22 protein-coding genes are annotated in these 16996 nt (G+C 65.4%); 17 read left to right on the forward strand and 5 right to left on the reverse strand.

Features of this window, described 5'->3' with window-relative positions:
• The first annotated feature begins 76 nt into the window (after positions 1–76).
• The 13 genes from ACOOGG_RS13880 (at position 77) to ACOOGG_RS13940 (ending at position 9858) form a co-directional block, all read left to right on the forward strand.
• Positions 77–364 carry a hypothetical protein gene (locus ACOOGG_RS13880; protein WP_420436043.1) on the forward strand — a complete coding sequence of 96 codons (288 nt, stop codon included), beginning with the start codon at positions 77–79 and terminating at the stop codon, positions 362–364.
• Entirely contained in the window at positions 365–1876 is a 1512-nt protein-coding gene (locus ACOOGG_RS13885; protein WP_420436045.1) for an AAA domain-containing protein, read from the forward strand.
• A 72-nt stretch (positions 1877–1948) separates the two neighbouring features.
• Positions 1949–2212: a type II toxin-antitoxin system Phd/YefM family antitoxin gene (locus tag ACOOGG_RS13890; protein ID WP_420436047.1), complete on the forward strand. Its 264-nt coding sequence runs from the start codon at positions 1949–1951 to the stop codon at positions 2210–2212.
• A gap of 3 nt (positions 2213–2215) precedes the next feature.
• Entirely contained in the window at positions 2216–2647 is a 432-nt protein-coding gene (locus ACOOGG_RS13895; RefSeq protein WP_420436049.1) for a type II toxin-antitoxin system VapC family toxin, read from the forward strand.
• An 81-nt stretch (positions 2648–2728) separates the two neighbouring features.
• A complete protein-coding gene (locus ACOOGG_RS13900) occupies positions 2729–3871 on the forward strand; it encodes an acyl-CoA dehydrogenase family protein (RefSeq protein ID WP_420436051.1) in 1143 nt (380 codons plus the stop codon).
• Positions 3872–3873: 2 nt separating this feature from the next.
• Positions 3874–4854, forward strand: a complete 981-nt coding sequence (locus tag ACOOGG_RS13905) for an acyl-CoA dehydrogenase family protein (RefSeq protein WP_420436053.1) — start codon at positions 3874–3876, stop codon at positions 4852–4854.
• Between the two features lie 58 nt (positions 4855–4912).
• Entirely contained in the window at positions 4913–5722 is an 810-nt protein-coding gene (locus ACOOGG_RS13910; protein WP_420436055.1) for an ABC transporter ATP-binding protein, read from the forward strand.
• 12 nt (positions 5723–5734) lie between these two features.
• Positions 5735–6184 carry an SRPBCC family protein gene (locus tag ACOOGG_RS13915; RefSeq protein WP_420436057.1) on the forward strand — a complete coding sequence of 150 codons (450 nt, stop codon included), beginning with the start codon at positions 5735–5737 and terminating at the stop codon, positions 6182–6184.
• On the forward strand, positions 6181–6588 hold the full coding sequence (locus ACOOGG_RS13920) for a PaaI family thioesterase (protein ID WP_420436059.1): 408 nt from the start codon (positions 6181–6183) through the stop codon (positions 6586–6588). The genes ACOOGG_RS13915 and ACOOGG_RS13920 overlap by 4 nt, the downstream gene beginning before the upstream one ends.
• Positions 6585–7103 (forward strand): hypothetical protein, encoded by a 519-nt coding sequence (locus ACOOGG_RS13925; RefSeq protein ID WP_420436061.1) that lies wholly within the window; start codon positions 6585–6587, stop codon positions 7101–7103. Before ACOOGG_RS13920 ends, ACOOGG_RS13925 begins: the two co-directional genes overlap by 4 nt.
• 21 nt (positions 7104–7124) lie before the next feature.
• Positions 7125–8318, forward strand: coding sequence for an acyl-CoA dehydrogenase family protein (locus ACOOGG_RS13930; protein ID WP_420436063.1), 1194 nt, complete (start codon positions 7125–7127; stop codon positions 8316–8318).
• Between the two features lie 2 nt (positions 8319–8320).
• Positions 8321–9256, forward strand: coding sequence for an acyl-CoA dehydrogenase family protein (locus ACOOGG_RS13935; protein WP_420436065.1), 936 nt, complete (start codon positions 8321–8323; stop codon positions 9254–9256).
• 14 nt (positions 9257–9270) lie between these two features.
• Complete coding sequence (locus ACOOGG_RS13940; protein WP_420436067.1) at positions 9271–9858, forward strand: TrmH family RNA methyltransferase; 588 nt, start codon at positions 9271–9273, stop codon at positions 9856–9858.
• A gap of 24 nt (positions 9859–9882) precedes the next feature.
• Here ACOOGG_RS13940 and ACOOGG_RS13945 read toward each other — a convergent pair whose 3' ends face one another.
• The 4 genes from ACOOGG_RS13945 to ACOOGG_RS13960 all read right to left on the reverse strand — a co-directional run bounded on the left by ACOOGG_RS13945 (position 9883) and on the right by ACOOGG_RS13960 (position 12879).
• Entirely contained in the window at positions 9883–10788 is a 906-nt protein-coding gene (locus ACOOGG_RS13945; RefSeq protein ID WP_420436069.1) for an SDR family NAD(P)-dependent oxidoreductase, read from the reverse strand.
• 122 nt (positions 10789–10910) lie between these two features.
• Positions 10911–11498: a mobile mystery protein B gene (locus tag ACOOGG_RS13950; RefSeq protein ID WP_420436071.1), complete on the reverse strand. Its 588-nt coding sequence runs from the start codon at positions 11496–11498 to the stop codon at positions 10911–10913.
• Entirely contained in the window at positions 11495–11965 is a 471-nt protein-coding gene (locus tag ACOOGG_RS13955) for a mobile mystery protein A (protein WP_420436073.1), read from the reverse strand. Before ACOOGG_RS13955 ends, ACOOGG_RS13950 begins: the two co-directional genes overlap by 4 nt.
• A gap of 95 nt (positions 11966–12060) precedes the next feature.
• On the reverse strand, positions 12061–12879 hold the full coding sequence (locus ACOOGG_RS13960; RefSeq protein WP_420436075.1) for a formate/nitrite transporter family protein: 819 nt from the start codon (positions 12877–12879) through the stop codon (positions 12061–12063).
• Positions 12880–12911: 32 nt separating this feature from the next.
• On the opposite strand from ACOOGG_RS13960, the gene ACOOGG_RS13965 reads away from it, so the two are divergent.
• Entirely contained in the window at positions 12912–14090 is a 1179-nt protein-coding gene (locus tag ACOOGG_RS13965; protein ID WP_420436077.1) for a hypothetical protein, read from the forward strand.
• 28 nt (positions 14091–14118) lie between these two features.
• Here the strand turns inward: ACOOGG_RS13965 and ACOOGG_RS13970 are convergent, their stop codons facing one another.
• Positions 14119–14523 carry a hypothetical protein gene (locus tag ACOOGG_RS13970; RefSeq protein WP_420436079.1) on the reverse strand — a complete coding sequence of 135 codons (405 nt, stop codon included), beginning with the start codon at positions 14521–14523 and terminating at the stop codon, positions 14119–14121.
• A gap of 68 nt (positions 14524–14591) precedes the next feature.
• On the opposite strand from ACOOGG_RS13970, the gene ACOOGG_RS13975 reads away from it, so the two are divergent.
• Genes ACOOGG_RS13975 through ACOOGG_RS13985 form a run of 3 tightly spaced genes read left to right on the forward strand, consistent with a single transcriptional unit; the run spans position 14592 to position 16989 of the window.
• Positions 14592–15329, forward strand: a complete 738-nt coding sequence (locus tag ACOOGG_RS13975) for a maleylpyruvate isomerase family mycothiol-dependent enzyme (RefSeq protein ID WP_420436081.1) — start codon at positions 14592–14594, stop codon at positions 15327–15329.
• 20 nt (positions 15330–15349) lie between these two features.
• Positions 15350–16036: a hypothetical protein gene (locus ACOOGG_RS13980; protein ID WP_420436083.1), complete on the forward strand. Its 687-nt coding sequence runs from the start codon at positions 15350–15352 to the stop codon at positions 16034–16036.
• 50 nt (positions 16037–16086) lie between these two features.
• Positions 16087–16989: a cyclase family protein gene (locus tag ACOOGG_RS13985; protein ID WP_420436085.1), complete on the forward strand. Its 903-nt coding sequence runs from the start codon at positions 16087–16089 to the stop codon at positions 16987–16989.
• Positions 16990–16996: the final 7 nt, after the last annotated feature.

Below are 16996 nucleotides of genomic sequence, written 5' to 3' on the forward strand. Positions count from 1 at the left end.
GGTGGGTCCAGGTTTGGAGTTGGCGTCGGCGGTCGGGCTCTGTGAACCTCACCCAACAGCGGAGCTAACAACCTCCGTGGGCACTACAACTAAGCACCTCCAGGGCAACCCGGCCCGGGTAGTAACCCGGTGCATCGCCGAGCACGCGGTGACCGCGCTCAGCCAGAATCCCGGTCAAGATCAGCTGATTCGCAAAGAAGCTGGAAAGAAAACTCGCCACTTGCCGCTGAGGAATTTGATCGAGCAAGCCCCCGAGGCACTGGCCGCGGTTCGCCCCTGCTGGGCCATGTCGCCCCTTGACGAGGCCCAGATACTGCCGCCCCGGCCACTTTTCGACCTTGTGGTGTTCGACGAGGCCAGCTAGGTGCTCCCTTGTGACGCCATTCCTGCCCTGCTCCGAGGGCAGCGGGCCATGGTGGCGGGAGACTCCCACCAGCTTCCGCCAACCACTTTCTTCGACAGTTCCGGGGGCGACGACTACTTCGACGAAGAAGATGAGTCCATGGCGGACTACGAGTCAATCTTGGACGTGATGGATGCCCGGCTGTCCCGTCGCCCGCTTGCCTGGCACTACCGCTCCCAGGATGAACGTCTAATCGCCTACTCCAACCAGGAGATCTACCACGGCAGCCTGACCACCTTTCCCGGCGCCAACTCCGATAAGTGTCTGAGGTGGGTACTGGTGCCACACAGGACGGGCGTTGCTACCAAGAAGGGGAGCCACTCCGATGAGGTGCTTCAGGTGGTGGATCTGATGATCGATCACGCCCGGGCACGGCCCGAGGAAACTCTTGGTGTAATCGCCATGGGCATCAACCACGCCAACCGCATCGAGGAAGTACTGCGCCAGCGGCTAGGAGAGGAGAGCGACCCCGACCTCGAAGACTTCTTCAATGAGGCGAACGAGGAGCGGGCCTTCGTGAAGAACCTTGAGCGGGTGCAGGGCGATGAGCGCGATGCCATCATCTTGAGCATCGGCTACGGCAAGAACGCCGACGGCAAGATGCTGTACAACTTCGGGCCGCTGAACCGGGAAGGCGGCGAGCGGCGCCTGAATGTGGCGATCACCAGAGCCCGCAAGCGCATGACGCTGGTGTCATCATTCGACTACGCCGACATGGACCCTGAGAAAACCGGCTCCACTGGGGCCAAGATGCTTCGGGGTTTCCTGAAATTCGCCCAATCAGGCGGTACCGAGCTGGACGGCGCCGATGCCGCCGAGCCCCTCAACCCCTTCGAGATCGACATCCGCGACAAGCTCGCCGCCGCTGGCCTCGCTGTGGTGCCCCAATACGGATGCTCGGGCTATCGAATTGACTTCGCGGTGCGCCACCCCACCAAATCCGGCCAATTTGCCCTGGCAGTGGAAGCCGACGGGGCCAGCTACCACTCATCACACACGGACCGAGACCGCGACCGGCTGCGACAAGAGCACCTTGAACTCCTCGGTTGGAGGTTCTGCCGAATCTGGTCCACCGACTGGTATAACGACCACCGCCGAGAGGTCGATCGCGTGCTGGCTGCCTACGAGAAAGCCGTGAGCGAAATCGACTCCGGCTGGGTGACTCCCCCAAATGCCGCCGCTGATCGGACAGACCTGTCCGAGGTACCAGACTTGGGCACTCCTGCTGAAACGAGCGAGGCTCCCCCACGACGAGGGACCCGTCCCTGGATACGGCGATACGCATCTTCCATTGACGAATACTCGCAAGCAGAACTGGTCGCATTGGGTATGTGGATTGAATCCGACCTTTTGCTCCGTACGGATGCGCAACTGTTCGAGGAAATCTTCGACGAACTCCCTTTCAACCGCCGCGGTGCAAAGATCAAGGCAGCCATAGATGAGGCAATCGCGGCAATGAAACAGAACGGCTGAACCCTGAGCCGGTGCCATCGCCAACCGAATCTTGTGTACAGAGCACTCGCTGTAAGTTGTACACTTCTGAAGATGGATGTAGCAGTTGCTGAGTTTCGTGCAAATCTGAAGCACTGGTTGAGTCGGGCTCGAGAAGGTGACGAAGTCGTCGTCACTGAGCGAGGGATACCGGTGGTTAGGATCGTCGGGTTGGAGGCCGCCCCTGCTATCGAGTCTCTCGTCCAACAGGGGGTCATTGCCCGGCCATCCTCACAGAATCGTCCCGTGGCCACCGGCCGCCAGCGACCTCGGTCCCGTAGTCTGGTCTCCGATCTGGTTGCTGAACAGCGCGATTGATCTGTGGCGGTCGTCTATTTTGATGCCAGCGCACTGGTGAAACTTGTGGTCGAGGAGTCGGGGAGTGACATCGCGGCCGTGCTATGGGATGGATGTGATGCGGCCGTATCGAGTCGCATTGCCTATCCGGAGGTACGGGCGGCGTTGGCCGCGGCGGGGCGCAACCACGTCTTAGACGAAGCCAGCCTGACGAAGTGCGAACAGGACTGGGAGGAGTTCTGGGCCGCAATCCGGCCTGTGGAACTCACCTATCAGGTTCAGATGGCCGCAGGCTTGCTAGCTAAGAGGCACAGCCTGCGCGGTGCCGACGCCGTACACCTGGCCAGCGCCTTGGAAATGGGCTTGCCTGATCTGGTTGTGGCCGTGTGGGATCGTCGCCTTTATTCTGGAGCGCGGGCAGAAAATCTCGCTGTTGCCCCCGCTAATCTGCCATGACCTCCACCAGCCCTTGCCTTGGTACCTTGCTTTGATATCCCCCAAGTATCGCCTGCGACACACCACTAGAGTGCTGCGCTGATGGATCTGTCGTTTACCTCTGAGGAGGAGGCCTTCCGCGACGAGGCTCGCACCTGGCTGGCTGAGAACGTGCCTGCTGAGCCGCTGGCGTCGATGGACACTCCAGGTGGGTTCGAGGAGCACCGGGCGTGGGAGCACGTCTTGTTCGACGCCGGGTGGGCGGTGGTGTCGTGGCCCGAGCGCTTCGGCGGCCGGGAGGCGTCGCTGGTGGAGTGGCTGATCTTCGAAGAGGAGTACTGGGCGTCGGGAGCCCCAGGTCGGGTGTCGTCCAACGGGGTGAGCCTTTTGGCCCCCACCATCTTCGATTTCGGCACCCCCGAGCAGCAGGACCGTTTTCTGCGGCCCATGGCCCGGGGCGACGAAGTCTGGGCCCAGGGATGGTCGGAACCCGACGCCGGGTCGGACCTGGCAGGGATCAAGACCAGGGCCCCACGCGATGGCGAACACTTCGTGATCGACGGTCAGAAGACCTGGTGCTCGCGGGGGGCGTTCGCCGACTGGTTCTTCTGCCTGGTGCGCTCCGACCCTGACTCCGAGCGCCACGCCGGGTTGAGCTATCTGCTGGTTCCCGGCGACACCGAAGGCCTCGAGGCCCGGGCCATCGGCCGCTTGGACGGCGAGCCCGGTTTCGCCGAGCTGTTCTTCGACGGCGCCCGGGTACACGAGCGGTACCTGCTGGGCGGCGAGGGCGAGGGCTGGGCGGTGGCGATGGCCACCACCGGCAGCGAGCGGGGGCTGAATCTGCGGGCGCCGGGCCGGTTCACGGCCGCCGCCGACCGGCTGGTGGGCCTCTACCAGGAGCTGGCCGAGAGCCGGGGACCCGATCTGGGCCGGCGGGACCAGGTGGTGGGGGCGTGGATGGGGGCCCAGGCCTACCGCTGGCAGACCTACGCCACCGAATCACGCCTGCGGGGCGGCGCCCCCATCGGCTCAGAGGCCAGCTTCATGAAGGTGCTGTGGTCGGAGCTCGACGTGGAGCTGCACGCCACCGCCCTGCGGCTGCTGGGCCGCGACGGGGAGCGGGCCGACAGCTCGTGGATGGACGGCTACGTGTTCGCGTTGTCGGGCCCGATCTACGCCGGCACCAACGAGATTCAGAGGAACATCATCTCTGAGCGAGTTCTAGGGCTTCCGAGGCGGTAGGCGTGGATTTCTCGTTCAGCGACGACCAGATCATGTTCCAGGAGGCTGTGCGAGACCTTCTGGCCAACGAGTGCCCTCCCGAAGTGGTGAGAACCGCCTGGGAGAACGACACCGGACGATCCGACAGCCTGTGGGCGGCGCTGGCCGAGATGGGCGTGGTGGGCATGACCGCCCCCGAGTCGGCTGGCGGCCTGGGCATGGATGAGACCGATCTGGTGCTGCTGTTGGAGGAGGCGGGCCGGGCGGCGCTGCCCGAGCCCTTGCTGGAGCACACCGCGGTGGGGTTACCCGCCCTGGTCGAAGCCGGAGGGCCAATGGCCGAAGCCTGGCTGGAGCGGGCCGCATCCGGGGAGGCAACCCTTGGCGCCGGCCCCGACGAGGGCTACACAGTGGGAGCGGCAACGTGCGATCTGGTGCTTCTCATCGGCGAGCAAATTCGGGCTGTTCCGGTAGATGAGGCAACGCTGGTCGAACACCGCTCGGTGGACGGCTCTCGACGGCTGTTCGAGGTGGACGGAGAGGCCGTGATTATCGACGCCGATCCCGCGCTGGCCTTCGACCGGGCCGCAGCCGCGGCGGCCGCTCAGTGCGTCGGGGTTGCCCAGCACCTGCTGGACGCCACCGTGGAGTACGTGGCCCAGCGCTACCAGTTCGGCAAGCCGGTGGGCACCTACCAGGCCGTCAAGCACCACTTGGCCAACGCCGCCCTCAAAATCGAGTTCGCCCGCCCCGCGGCCCACCATGGCGCCTGGTGCATCGCTACCGGCGACCCCGACCGGAGCCGGGACGTGTCGCTGGCCAAGGCTCTAGCCTCTGAGGCAGTGGATCTGGCCGCCCGCACCGCCCTTCAGTGCCACGGCGCCATCGGCTACACCTTCGAATACGACCTGCACCTGTGGATGAAGCGGGGCTGGGCTCTTTCCGCTGCTTGGGGCGACGCCGCCTGGCACCGGAACCGAATCGCCGACGCCCTGGGGATCTGACCTCCAGGCTGGCGGCCCAACCGGTAGCACAAGTCCGCGGTGGAGTAGCGTTGCCGAAATGAGCACTGAGGGTGCCACCGCGGTGGCTGAGCGTCCTACCGGTTCAGGCCGGCCCCTCTTGGCGGTTGAGGGGATCACTGTTCGCTTCGGCGGGGTGGTGGCAGTGGACGAGGTGTCCATGTCGGTGCCGTCCGGCCAGGTTCGGGGCCTCATCGGGCCCAACGGTGCGGGCAAGACCACCCTGTTCGACAGCATCACCGGGGTAAACGCTCCCGCGGCCGGGTCCATCCGGCTGGAGGGAGCCGACATCACCGATCGCCCAGCCACCTGGCGGGCTCGCCAGGGCATCCGCCGCACCTTCCAGCGTCAGCAGCCATTCGGCTGGCTGTCGGTGGCCGACAACGTGCTGGCCGCATTGGAGTGGGAAGGCGGCGGGGGCGGCATCGCCGCCGACCTGGTGGCCTGGCCCGCCCGGCGCCGCATCGAGGCCCAGCGCCGCCAGCGGGTCGACCAGGTCTTGGAGCTGTGCGGCCTCAGCGATGTCAGAAGCACTCCGGCAGGAGAGCTTCCCATAGCCCGAGCCCGAATGGTGGAGTTGGGACGGGCCATCGTTTCGCGCCCCAAGCTCCTGCTTCTGGACGAGCCCACTTCGGGCATCGAGCACGAAGAGGCCGAAAAGCTCGGGGAGATTATCCAGGCCATTCGAGCCGAAGACCAGTGCTCTGTGCTGCTCGTGGAGCACGACGTGGCTTTCGTCATGGCCCAGTGCGACGTCATCACCGTGCTGAACCTGGGCAAAGTCATCGGCGAGGGCCCGCCCGAGGAAGTCCGCAGCAATTCGGCCGTGCGCGACGCCTACTTGGGTTAGACCTGATCGCTCATGCAGACCTTTTCTTCATCCACCACGATTGCCGCCGCCCAGCAAGTGGCCTGGGAGGTCATGACCGACCATGAGCTGTATGCCCGTTGGGTCCCCCGCTCCCAGGTGGAATTGGAGGTCGCAGGCTCACCAGAACCCAACGGCGTCGGGGCGGTTCGGGTGTTCCGCATCGGCCCGGTCGGCACATATGAGGAGATCACCGCATTTGAGCCGCCCCACCGCATGGCCTATCGGGTTCTCAAGATCCCGTTGCCGGTGCGCAACATGCGCTCTGAACTGGTCCTTGTGCCCAGCGAAGACGACATGAGCTGCGACCTGCACTGGGATTCCTGGTTCGAGCCTGCCATCCCGTTCACCGGCGGAGTCCTGCGCCAGGTGCTGGCTTCCTCAGTGGCCAGAATGGCCGCCGGCATAGCTGAAGAGGCTCAGCGCCGAGCCCCGTCGGCGTGAGTGCGCCGAGGCAGCTCCGAGCCCCAGTCTTGCTGCCCCCCGCACTGGATGTGGTTTACGACGTCGACGAGATCGGCCATCCCACGGTGACCGCCGTGGTGTGCTTGGATGATGTCTACGAAGGCCCGCCCGGCTGTGTGCATGGCGGCTATCTGGCTGCCATGTTCGACAACCTGCTCGGGGTTCTGCCGTATCGCCTCACCGGGCAAAAGGGGGCCTTCACCGGCCGGCTGACCGTTCGGTATCGGGCGCTAACACCGCTCAATACCGATCTGGAGCTAACCGGCAAGGTGACCGATGCCCGCGGCCGACGGGTCACCGCCACGGGTCAATGCCACGCTGGTGGCGTTCTCACCGCCGAGGCCGAAGGTCTGTTCGTGCGCCCCCCCTCCGAATGCCCATGACTGGATTCGACAGCCGCCCAATAGTGGTGATGCTGTGTACCGGCAACGCCGCTCGCTCGGTGATGGCCACCGTCATCGGCCGGGACCGTACCGACGAAGTTCGATTCGTGGGAGCGGGCACCCACAGCATCGAGGGCCTGCCCATGAGCGGCCGGACCCGGCGGGCTTTGGAGTCGTTGGGATTGGCCGACAGCAGCCACCGCAGCCACCAGCTCACCGCCGCCGATGCACAAGGCGCAGACCTTATCGTGGCCTTCGCCCCCGAGCATGTTGACTATGTGCGCCGGGTCCACCCCGAAGCCGCGGCCCGCACCGCCACCATCAAGCGCCTGGCGGCCGAGCTGAAGGCTGGCCCCGAGCCGCTCGCCCAGCGGGTTGCTGCCCTCAACCTGGCCGACGCCAAGGTTCCCCGGGATGAGGAAGTGGTCGACCCCGGCGGAGGAGAGGACTACGAGTTCACCGCCTGCGTCCGAGAGATCGACGCTCTAATGGACCAACTCTTGCCCTTGCTCTAGCGGTGGATACCATCGCTGCCGATGGACATTCGATTCACCGCAGACGAGATCGCGTTCCGCGACGAGCTGCGGGCCTGGCTCACCGACGTGCTGCCCACGCTGGGCGACCCGCCGAACAGCGACGACTGGACCGCCCGGCGGGAGTGGGACACCGGCTGGCAGCGGATGCTGTATGACGCTGGGTATGCGGGCATCAACTGGCCATCGGAGTTCGGCGGCCGGGGCTCCACCCCCACCGAGCACCTGATCTTCTTGGAAGAGACCACCCGGATGGGCGCCCCCTACGTGGGGATGAACTTCGTGGGCCAGCTCCACGCCGGCCCCACCCTCATCCTCGAGGCCACTTCGGAACAGCAGGCCCGCCACTTGCCCGCCATGTTGAAGGGCGAGGAGGTGTGGTGCCAGGGCTTCTCCGAGCCCAACGCCGGGTCCGACCTGGCCTCGCTGTCCACCCGGGCCATCCGCGACGGCGACCACTACGTGGTTACCGGCCAGAAGATATGGACGTCGTTCGGACATGTGGCCGACTACTGCGAGCTTCTGGTGCGCACCGACCCCGACGCCCCCAAACACCGGGGCATCACCTGGCTGATCTGCCCCATGGACCTGCCCGGCATCGAAATCCGCCCCATCACCACCGTGGCCGGTTCCAGCGAGTTCTGCGAGGTGTTCTTCGACGAGGTCCGCATCCCGGTGGAGAACCGGGTGGGCGACGAGAACGACGGCTGGCGGGTGGCCATGGTCACCTTCAGCTTCGAGCGCGGCACGGCCTTCATCAGCGAGCTGCTGGGCACTATGAACCAATTGTCCGACATGGCCGACATCGCCCGAAGCATTTCTCGCAACGGTTCAACCGCCTGGGACGACGACGAGATTCGCCGGGAGATCGGCCGCCTCCAAGCCGAATACGACGCCTTGTGGGCGCTGACCAAGCGGGTGGTGTCGCAGGCCCAGCGCACCGGGATGCCGGGACCGGGCGGATCCGTGTTCAAGCTGTACTACGCCGACGTGAAAAAGCGCATGGCCGATTTGGCCCACAGAATGCTGGAGCGTGAGGCGCTCGTGTTCGGCAACGAAACCGGCGATGAGCAGACCGGCGGCGACATGGTGGCCAGCCGGCTGTACGTGCTCAGCCTGTCGATAGCGGCCGGCACCTCCGAAATTCAGCGCAACATCATCGGCGAGCGCATCCTGGGCTTGCCCAAGGAGCGGTAGGGATGGACTTCGAGCTTTCTGACGACCAAGTCGCGCTGTGCGATGGCATCCGGGACCTGTGCGAGGGCCGCTTCGACATCGACACCGTGCGGGGTCTAGCCGACTGCGGTGGGGTGGACCGACGCCTGTGGGGCGAGCTGGCCGACACCGGCGTGTTCTCACTGGTGGTGCCCGAAGACGACGGCGGTGTCGGACTGGGCTGGGCCGAGGCCGGGCTGGTGTTCGAGCAGTTGGGCCGGTCCCTGGTTCCCGGACCGCTGGTGGGCACACTTCTGGCCGCGGGGGTAGTCGATGATGCGGTGGTGGGCCTCGTCGAGCGAACCGGGGGTCCTTCATTGGTGGAGTACCCCGACGTGATCGACGCCTTGTTAGTGCTCGACCAAGACGGACTGTGGCGGGTGGACGCCGCCGAATTGTCTATCGACCCGGCCCACTCGGTGGACCCGCTCACACCGGTGGGCCGAGTGGCCGAGCTGCCCCAGGGAGAAAAAGCGGCTGACGCCTCTGGCTGGCACAATCGAGCGGTGTTTCTATGCTCGGCTCTCCAAGTGGGCCTGGCCACCGGCGCTCGGGAACTGGCCGTGGCCTATGCCCAGGAGCGCCAGCAGTTCGGCAAGCCCATCGGCCAGTTCCAGGCCGTCAAGCACAAGTGCGCCGACATGTACAGCCGCGAAGAGGTGGCTCGAGCCGCCCTCTACTACGCCGGCTGCGTGCTAGACGCCCCTGAGTTGGGGGACACGTCCCGCGCTGTGTCGGGGGCCCGCATCCTGGCCGCCGAGGCTGCCGACCACAACGGCAAAGACTGCGTGCAGGTCCACGGCGGCATGGGCTTCACCTGGGAGATCGACGCCCATCTCTATCTGAAGCGGGCCTGGGCGCTCACCCCCTGCTTCGGATCGATCGACGAGCACGCTGAGCTCATTGCTGCGATGGTTTGAGCAGGGCAGCCGGCATGGGCGAATCCCGGCGCTGGGCTGAGCGCCTTCCTCCTCGCCTCGACCCTGAACTGGTAGAGGGCGGCGACACCCGCAACGTGGTGGACGCCTACCGCTTCTGGCGCCAGGAGGCGATCGTGGCCGACCTCGATGCCCGCCGCCACGGCTTCCATGTGGCGGTGGAGAACTGGCAGCACGACCTCAACATCGGGACCATGGTGCGCAACGCCAACGCCTTCGGAGCGGCTGCGGTGCACATCGTGGGCCGGCGGCGCTGGAATCGCCGGGGCGCCATGGTCACCGACCGCTACCTTCACCTGCTGCACCACCCTGAACTGGACGACTTGGCGGCCTGGGCCGCCGAGGCCGAGCTGCCGATCCTGGGCATCGACAACGGCCCCGGCACCGTGCCCATCGAGGACCACTCGCTGCCCGAGCGCTGCGTGATGCTGTTCGGCCAGGAAGGGCCGGGTCTGTCGCCCGAGGCGGTGGCTGCCTGCGATGCCGTGCTGGCCATCACCCAGTTCGGCTCCACCCGCTCTATCAATGCTGGTGTGGCCTCGGGTATCGCCATGCACCGCTGGGTCTGCCAGCACACCCTCTGAGCGCTGTGGCGGCGCGGCCCGCCCTCAGGGCCGGGGTAGAAGGTTGCGGGGAAACAGGTGGTCGAGCTCGTCGAGGGTCCAGGGGTCGACCTGGGAGTGGTCGCCCCGGTAGATGGCCCGTTCCTCTCGCAGCTCGTTGAACACCGCCACCTGGCCGCCGGCGGCGTGGACCACGTGGCCGCTCACGTAGTCGGCCGCGTCGGTACACAGCCACACCACCGCAGGGGCCACGTACTCGGGCGGGGGAGTGGTTAGGTAACTGTTCCACATCTCGTCGTCGATGATGCCCTGCTCATGCCAGGCCTTGAATTCGTCGTGCGACTTGGCGTGCAGCCGGGTGGCCGCCCCCGGCGCCAGGCAGTTCACCGTCACCCCGGTGCCCGCCGTCTCGGTGGCCAGCGCCTTGGTCATGGAGATCACTCCGCCCATGGCCGCGGCGAACGCCGGCTGGCCCAGATCGCCCAGCGCCCCGTGCGAGGTGGTGTTCACCACCCGGCCCCAGCCCTGGGCCGCCATCAGCGGCACCGCATGGCGGGCGATGTACCACTTCTGAGACATCTGCAACGCAATGGTCTTGTGATACAGCTCCGGTGCCATCTCATATATCGACCCCCCGATGGCCGCCCCCGCGCAGTTCACCGCGATGTCGATGCGCCCATAGGTGTCCACCACCTGCTGCACCACATCTCCGGCGCCCTCGAAAGTGGCCACGTCGCTGTGGTTGGCCACCGCCGTGCCCCCCGCAGCCTCGATGTCGGCCACCGTCCGGCCCGCATGGGAGTTGTCGGCCCCTTCGCCTAACTCGTTGGTCCCCAGATCATTGACCACCACCTGCGCCCCATGCTCGGCCAGCAACAGCGCAACGGCCCGCCCGATCCCATTGCCCGCTCCCGTGACCATCGCCGCCTTGCCATCAAGCCTGTTGCCCATGGCCGCAGGGTAGCGTGGCCCCGATGGCTGGCCTGGAGTTCGACGACCTTGCAGTAGGAAAGCGGCTGTCGGGAGTGGTGGCCGATGGCGATATAAATGGCATAGATGGCGTAGATGGCGATTCAGCTTCGGGCAAAGATCAGAAGCTGGCTGATTTCTCCGGCATCGGCGTCTTGCAGTGCAGACTGGTAGGCCTTTCGGAGGTCGCTGGTAGCAAGTCTGAGAAAGCGACCCCAGGTGAAGGCCTCGGCTCCGAGTGCACGGGCGAGGTAGTCGGCCGCCACGCGGCTGTGGCGTCCGTTGCCGTTGCGAAACGGGTGGATGGCAACGAGACGATGGTGAAACCGCACGGCGATTTCGTCGATCTCGAATGTCTCTGAATCGATCCACCAGGTGGCGTCGTCGATGAGGGAGCGCACGGCGACAGGGATCTGGGTTGGTTCTATGCCGATGTTCGTCTCACGCGTTCGGTATTGACCCGCCCAATTCCAGACCTGGCCGAACATCGCGTTATGCAGGTTGCGAAGGTACTTGTGGTCGAGCAGTTCCTCTGCCCGTGGAGGGCGGCGAAGCAGGGCTTGGACGATGTTTCGCTGTTCCGCGTCGAATAGCTCGCCGCGGGTTGCGATATAGGTCGGAATCAATCCTTCATGGTCCTCAGGAGATAGCTCTGTGTGGCCCTCTCCTATGGGAATAAGGGCGTCAGTCACTGTGAAGCAGCCGGCTCCTCGGTCCACAGGCCACGCCGACCAGCGAGGCGATCAGCCAACTCTTCGATCTGGTCGGCTAGTTCCTTGGTGCTGACAGCTTGATCTTCGAGCCGGCTGTGCTGCGAAATCTCTTCCAGATACTGCATTGCTCTGTGCCTGGCTTGGTTCATGAGGGTTTCCTCAAGGGTGGTGTTCGGGACTAGGGCGTAGACCAGTCGGCAGTTCATAGCCTGGGCGGCTCTCTCAAGGGTTTTCAGTTGGATGGTGTCGTGCTGTTCGCTGCGCTCGATGCCGCTGATGGTCTGCTGGCGGACTCCCATTCGGGAGGCCAATTCGCTGGTGGTCATGCCTAGAGCGTCGCGGATTGCTCGGATCCACCCTTTGTGGGGACGCGTGAACTTGTCGGGGGCGGGAAGGGTCTTGTAGCGGTCGTCAAGTCGGTTGCGGGCTAGGTCGGAGTTCGGCACAAGGGTTAGATTACATGGTAAAGCCTGTTATAACAACGAAAAAATACAAGCGGTAACCTGTATATACGCGAACGATACCACGAGCGGCGTAATCGCTATTGCCGCCTCAAGTAGACCGTCCAGTTGGTGAGGCCTACTAGGGCGCCGCCGATGATGTTGCCGAGGGTGACGGCTACCAGGTTGTGCAGGATCCAGCCGAAGCCGAGGCGGTCGATCTGGTCGGTGGTGAGGCCGGCGGCGGCTAGGGCGTCGGCGTCGGTGGACACCAGCCACCCCAGGGGCAGAAAGAACATGTTGGCGATGCTGTGTTCGAATCCGGCGGCCACGAAAGCGGTGATGGGCAGCAGGATCCCAATCATCTTGTCCACCAGAGAGCGGCCCGCCACCGCCATCCATACCGCCAAGCACACCAGCATGTTGGCCAAGAGCCCCCGCACGAATGCGGTGCCGAACGACAAGTTGACTTTGTCGTTGGCGATCTGGATGGTGCGCGCCGAGAACGAGTAGTCGGCCTGGGCCCACCACCGGCTGAAGTACACCAAGAAAACGATCACCAGGGCGCCCACCAGATTGGCCGCAAACGCCAGCGCCCAGTTGCGGGTGAGCTCGGGGCCGCTGATGCGGCGGCTGAAGAAGCTGGCCACCATCAAGTTGTTGCCGGTGAACAGCTCCGACCCGGTGACCACCACCAAGAACAGCCCCAATGAGAAGCCCGCCCCGATGAGCAGCCGGGCCGGGCCGGTACCCAGCTCGGGGCTGACCGCGATAGTGAGGGCGAACACCCCGCCCAGGGCGATGAACGCCCCGGCCATGATGCCCAAGATGGACGTCTGGGTGAAGTCGAATTTGGCCTTGCCAATCCCGGCCCGCTTGATCTTTCGGGCTATCTCCTCGGGGGTCAAGGCTTCTGACATACCCCTATTCTTACTCAACTACGGTAGGGAGCATGGCTGATCCGGTTGCGAACGCTGAATTCTCTGCCGGGGGCGTCGTGTCCGACTCCCGGTATTACGCCGGTGCGGTCGAGGCTCTCCGCAGCGCTTGCGCCCATATCGGGGAGGCGGCCGACGCGGCCCAGCGGTCCGGTTTCTTTGCCGACATCGCCGACTGGAACGACGAGGCCCTCGCCTCGGCCCATGATGCCGACAAGGCCGCGGTCATGGCCATGGCCGAGGCTTTGCGGGCCAAAGGGTCAGTTGCCGCCTACGCCGATGCCGCCCGCAGCACGCTGGCCGAGGTTACCGCCGCCTTCGCCGCGCCCGAAACGGCCAGCAGCGCCGTCTTCGGCGCGGGGGCCGGGGCCGCGGCTGGGCAAACCAACGAAGAGAGCGGATTCTCCGGCCATTTGGCCAACGCCCTGGTGGCCCTGGTTGAGGAGCGGGAAAGGGAGGCCGATCTGGACGCCGACGAAGCCGGCTACGTCAAGATGGCCAATACCCTCACCGTGCTGGCTGATGCCCGCCAAGCTTATCGGGAGGTCGATGAGGCCCTGATCCTGCTGGCCAATGCACGAACCGCCTATCTCAAGGAGTCGGAAGCCGCCTCCCAAACCGCTCTGGCCGCCGATCTCAAGGCCGCGGTGGCCGAAGACATCAGCTCGTCGTCGGTCGGCGAATTCCGCTCTGCGCTGACCACGCTGGCGGTGACTCGAACCGCCTACAACGCGGAGGTGGCCGACGAACTGTGGGCCGCCCTGGCGGAAGCCAGGATCAACCTGGCCGCGGCCACCGCAACTGTCTTCGAGATTCAGGCCGCCGCCGGCGACCGCGGCGGTGCCGACGACGTCCATGCCGCATCGGCGCTGGCGTACTCGTTCAGCGATTCCGAGACCCCCACAGACGTCTATGACGCGGCTCGAGATGTCGTCATCGAAGCCAAGGAGTACCGGCGTCGGGCTCAGGCCGCTTGCGACGCAGTCGATGCCTTGTTGGTCGAGAACCGGGCGGTGGCCGCCGATGCCCTGATCGAGGCTCGAGCGGTCATCGGTCCTGAGGCGCTGGTGGAGATTAGAGCCGCCTATGAGATTGCCAGCGCGGCCATGGACTCGCTGTTCGGAGCTCGAGCCGCCTTCGAAGTGGGGTTCGACTTCACCGTCCCTGAGATTTTCGGAGACTTCGATTTCTGAGAACGGTCCCTGAGAGAGCTCTCAAGCTCTACAGCGCCACGCCCACCAGAACAGCGCCGATTGATGCAACGCCCGATAGCGAGCCCATCATGGCGATGCGGCGGCGGTCGGTGGCCTTGGTGTGAAGCCAGGCGGCCACACCGGTGGCGATCACCAGCACCATTTTGATGGTGAGGGTGATGTGGTAGCTGTTGGCCGCGTCTTCGAACTCGACTGCGAGCAGATTCCACAGGCCCGTCAACACCGCCAGCCAGAAGAAGGGCCATGCCACCCGGGAGAATTGCTGGGCCGCGGCCTGGGTGGCCTCGGGGCCGACCCGGCGCAGGGCCGGCACCAAGGCGGCCACGATCACCTGGCCGCCCATCCACACCGCGGCGCCCAAGATGTGGAGGAACACCCGGAGGGTGTCTAGGTCCCAATTGGCTTCAAACATGGCTTGGTTCTAGCAAACTGCGCCGCGCTAGTAGCAGTTCGGCGGCCTGCGATTGGTACCGTCGGGCCATGAGCATCGACCGAGCCGTCTATCAGCAAGCCCTGCGGTCCGACGGAGAGGCCATCGCCGCCGCCGGGCGGCGGGATATCGGCGCCGTCGTGCCGTCGTGCCCCGGCTGGACCATGCACAAGCTGCTGGCCCATGTGGGCCGGGTTTACCGCTCAGTGGGCCGCCACGTGGCCGAGCGGGCCACCGAGATGATTCCCGCCGATGAGATCCCCCGCCCCCCCGAAGGCAACGCCATCGTGGAATGGTTCGAGGAGGGACACCGCTTGGTGCAAGAAGCTCTCGACGGGGCTGACCCCGATGAGGCCGTGTGGAGCTGGGCCGGCCAGAACACCATGGCCTTCTACTTCCGCCGCATGGCCCACGAGACCGCGGTACACCGCTGGGACGCCGAGGCCGCTTTCGGGGCCTCCAGCCCCATCGACTCCGATCTGGGAGCCGATGGCGTGAGCGAGCTGTTCGACGTGGTGCTGCCGTTCTCGGTGGCCAACTGGGACATGACCCTGCCCGACGCCAGCTTGCACTTGCACCGCACCGACGGCGAGGGGGAGTGGCTGCTGGTCAACGATGGCGGCTGCATCAAGATGAGCTTCGAGCACGCCAAGGGCGACGCCGCGGTGCGGGCCAGCGGCACCGATCTGCTGCTGCTGTCGTGGGAGCGCATCAGCCTCGACAGCCCCGGTGTGGAGGCCTTCGGCGACGCCGACGCCGCCCGGGCCTGGTTCGCCCTGTCCCGCTAAAGCCGCCGAGCAACCTGTTCATGGCCGACGACACCTCTCCGCCAACGCCGATGCCGTCGGCCCCCACTCGGGCCGACGTGTTCGACCAGTACATGCCCATCGTGCTGTTCCTGGTGCTCAACAGCGCGTTCGGATTGGTACCGGCCATAGCCGCCATGACTCTGTGGGCCGTCAAGGCCCAGGTGAGCCGCTACCGCCGGGGCCTGCCGTTGGGCCGGGTGATGCCAATCTTCGTGCTGTACCTGCTGATTAGAGGCACCCTGGGCATCATCTACGACAGCGAAGACCTGTATTTCGGCATCGGGATCGGCGCCAAGGCCCTGATGGGCGTGGGCTTGGCTGTATCTGTCGCCGCCGGCCGCAGCGTGGCCCGGTATGTGCTGCCCTACCTGCTGTCTTTAGATGCCGAGACCCTGGCGCACCGGGCGTACCGCTCGGCATCGGCCCGCATCACCGCGATGGCAGCGGTTGCGGTTCTGGTCAGTGCCGGGTTCGATGTCTGGCTGCTTCAAAACTCTTCCACCAACGAGTACGTGCTCATCCGAATGGGCACCAACTGGGGCCTGACTCTGGTGATGCTCGTCATAGCGGCTCAGGTCCTGAACCGCAGCCTGCGCCCGGTCCCTGGTTTTCCCGGGCTGGTTCCCCTGATGGAACAGCGCATGCAGGACATGGGCATGAAGCCGCCGCCATCCTCGGCAGAGTGACCAGCTGGCCGGGGTGACCGGTTGGCCTTGGCATCACTAGAGTCTCGGCCATGGCAGAGAACAACTGGGGAAGATGGGGCGACGAGGATGAGCGGGGGGCGCTGAATCTGCTCACCCCCGACGTGGTGAGAGATGCCAGTGCGTCGATCACCACCGGCAAGGTTTACCCGTTGGGTATCCCCATCCAATCGCAGGGCGTGCCCATCATGGACTACCGGGGGACGCCTATGCGGCTGACCCTCCAGAACGCCTCCGATGAGGGTATCTACGAGGCTTACGGCTGCCACGCCGGCACCGGGGCCCACGAGGACGTGCTGGTGTTCGCCTCCCACACCACCAGCCACATGGACGCCCTGTGCCATGTGTACGGCCAAGACCAGCACTACAACGGCTTCTCCAAGGAGGCCATGAAGACCCACACCGGGGCCTCCCGGCTGGGTATCGAGAAGGTGGGCGCCATCGCCGGCCGCGCCGTGCTGTTGGACATGGTGGCCCACATGGGCGCCGACAATTGGCTGGAGGCGGGCACGCCGATCGGCGGGGCCGACATGGCCGCCTGCGCCGAGGCCCAGGGCACCCCGGTGCGAGCCGGCGACATCGTGTTGATCCGCACTGGCTACCTCGACATGTGGTGGTCGATTGAGGCTGACCCATCCGCAGAGCAGCCCTTCGCCCAGCCAGGCATCAACAACGATGGGGCCGAGTGGCTCATGGCCAATGACGTAGTGGCCGTGGGCTCCGACAACGCGGCCATCGAGGTCATCCCGTTCGACGAGAACGACTTCCTCACCGTTCACAAGATCTTGCTGGTGGGCGCGGGCATCTACATGCTGGAGTTCCTGAACTTCTCCCAGATGGCCGCCGACGGTTGCCACGAGGGTTTCATGACCGTGTCTCCGCTGAACGTGACCGGGGCCACCGGCAGCCCCATCAACCCCGTCGTCATCGGCTAGCGCCCGG

This window comes from Candidatus Poriferisocius sp. (assembly GCF_965214065.1).
Classification (GTDB): domain Bacteria; phylum Actinomycetota; class Acidimicrobiia; order Acidimicrobiales; family Bin134; genus Poriferisocius.

What these genes read in the sequence shown, in the direction of transcription:
- ACOOGG_RS13915 (WP_420436057.1), top strand. Translation starts at nt 5,735, where the DNA reads ATGCAGACCTTTTCTTCATCCACCACGATTGCCGCCGCCCAGCAAGTG.
- ACOOGG_RS13945 (WP_420436069.1), bottom strand. Translation starts at nt 10,788, where the DNA reads ATGGGCAACAGGCTTGATGGCAAGGCGGCGATGGTCACGGGAGCGGGC.
- ACOOGG_RS13925 (WP_420436061.1), top strand. Translation starts at nt 6,585, where the DNA reads ATGACTGGATTCGACAGCCGCCCAATAGTGGTGATGCTGTGTACCGGC.
- ACOOGG_RS13965 (WP_420436077.1), top strand. Translation starts at nt 12,912, where the DNA reads ATGGCTGATCCGGTTGCGAACGCTGAATTCTCTGCCGGGGGCGTCGTG.
- ACOOGG_RS13960 (WP_420436075.1), bottom strand. Translation starts at nt 12,879, where the DNA reads ATGTCAGAAGCCTTGACCCCCGAGGAGATAGCCCGAAAGATCAAGCGG.
- ACOOGG_RS13930 (WP_420436063.1), top strand. Translation starts at nt 7,125, where the DNA reads ATGGACATTCGATTCACCGCAGACGAGATCGCGTTCCGCGACGAGCTG.
- ACOOGG_RS13900 (WP_420436051.1), top strand. Translation starts at nt 2,729, where the DNA reads ATGGATCTGTCGTTTACCTCTGAGGAGGAGGCCTTCCGCGACGAGGCT.
- ACOOGG_RS13890 (WP_420436047.1), top strand. Translation starts at nt 1,949, where the DNA reads ATGGATGTAGCAGTTGCTGAGTTTCGTGCAAATCTGAAGCACTGGTTG.
- ACOOGG_RS13970 (WP_420436079.1), bottom strand. Translation starts at nt 14,523, where the DNA reads ATGTTTGAAGCCAATTGGGACCTAGACACCCTCCGGGTGTTCCTCCAC.
- ACOOGG_RS13910 (WP_420436055.1), top strand. Translation starts at nt 4,913, where the DNA reads ATGAGCACTGAGGGTGCCACCGCGGTGGCTGAGCGTCCTACCGGTTCA.
- ACOOGG_RS13935 (WP_420436065.1), top strand. Translation starts at nt 8,321, where the DNA reads ATGGACTTCGAGCTTTCTGACGACCAAGTCGCGCTGTGCGATGGCATC.
- ACOOGG_RS13940 (WP_420436067.1), top strand. Translation starts at nt 9,271, where the DNA reads ATGGGCGAATCCCGGCGCTGGGCTGAGCGCCTTCCTCCTCGCCTCGAC.
- ACOOGG_RS13975 (WP_420436081.1), top strand. Translation starts at nt 14,592, where the DNA reads ATGAGCATCGACCGAGCCGTCTATCAGCAAGCCCTGCGGTCCGACGGA.
- ACOOGG_RS13985 (WP_420436085.1), top strand. Translation starts at nt 16,087, where the DNA reads ATGGCAGAGAACAACTGGGGAAGATGGGGCGACGAGGATGAGCGGGGG.
- ACOOGG_RS13980 (WP_420436083.1), top strand. Translation starts at nt 15,350, where the DNA reads ATGGCCGACGACACCTCTCCGCCAACGCCGATGCCGTCGGCCCCCACT.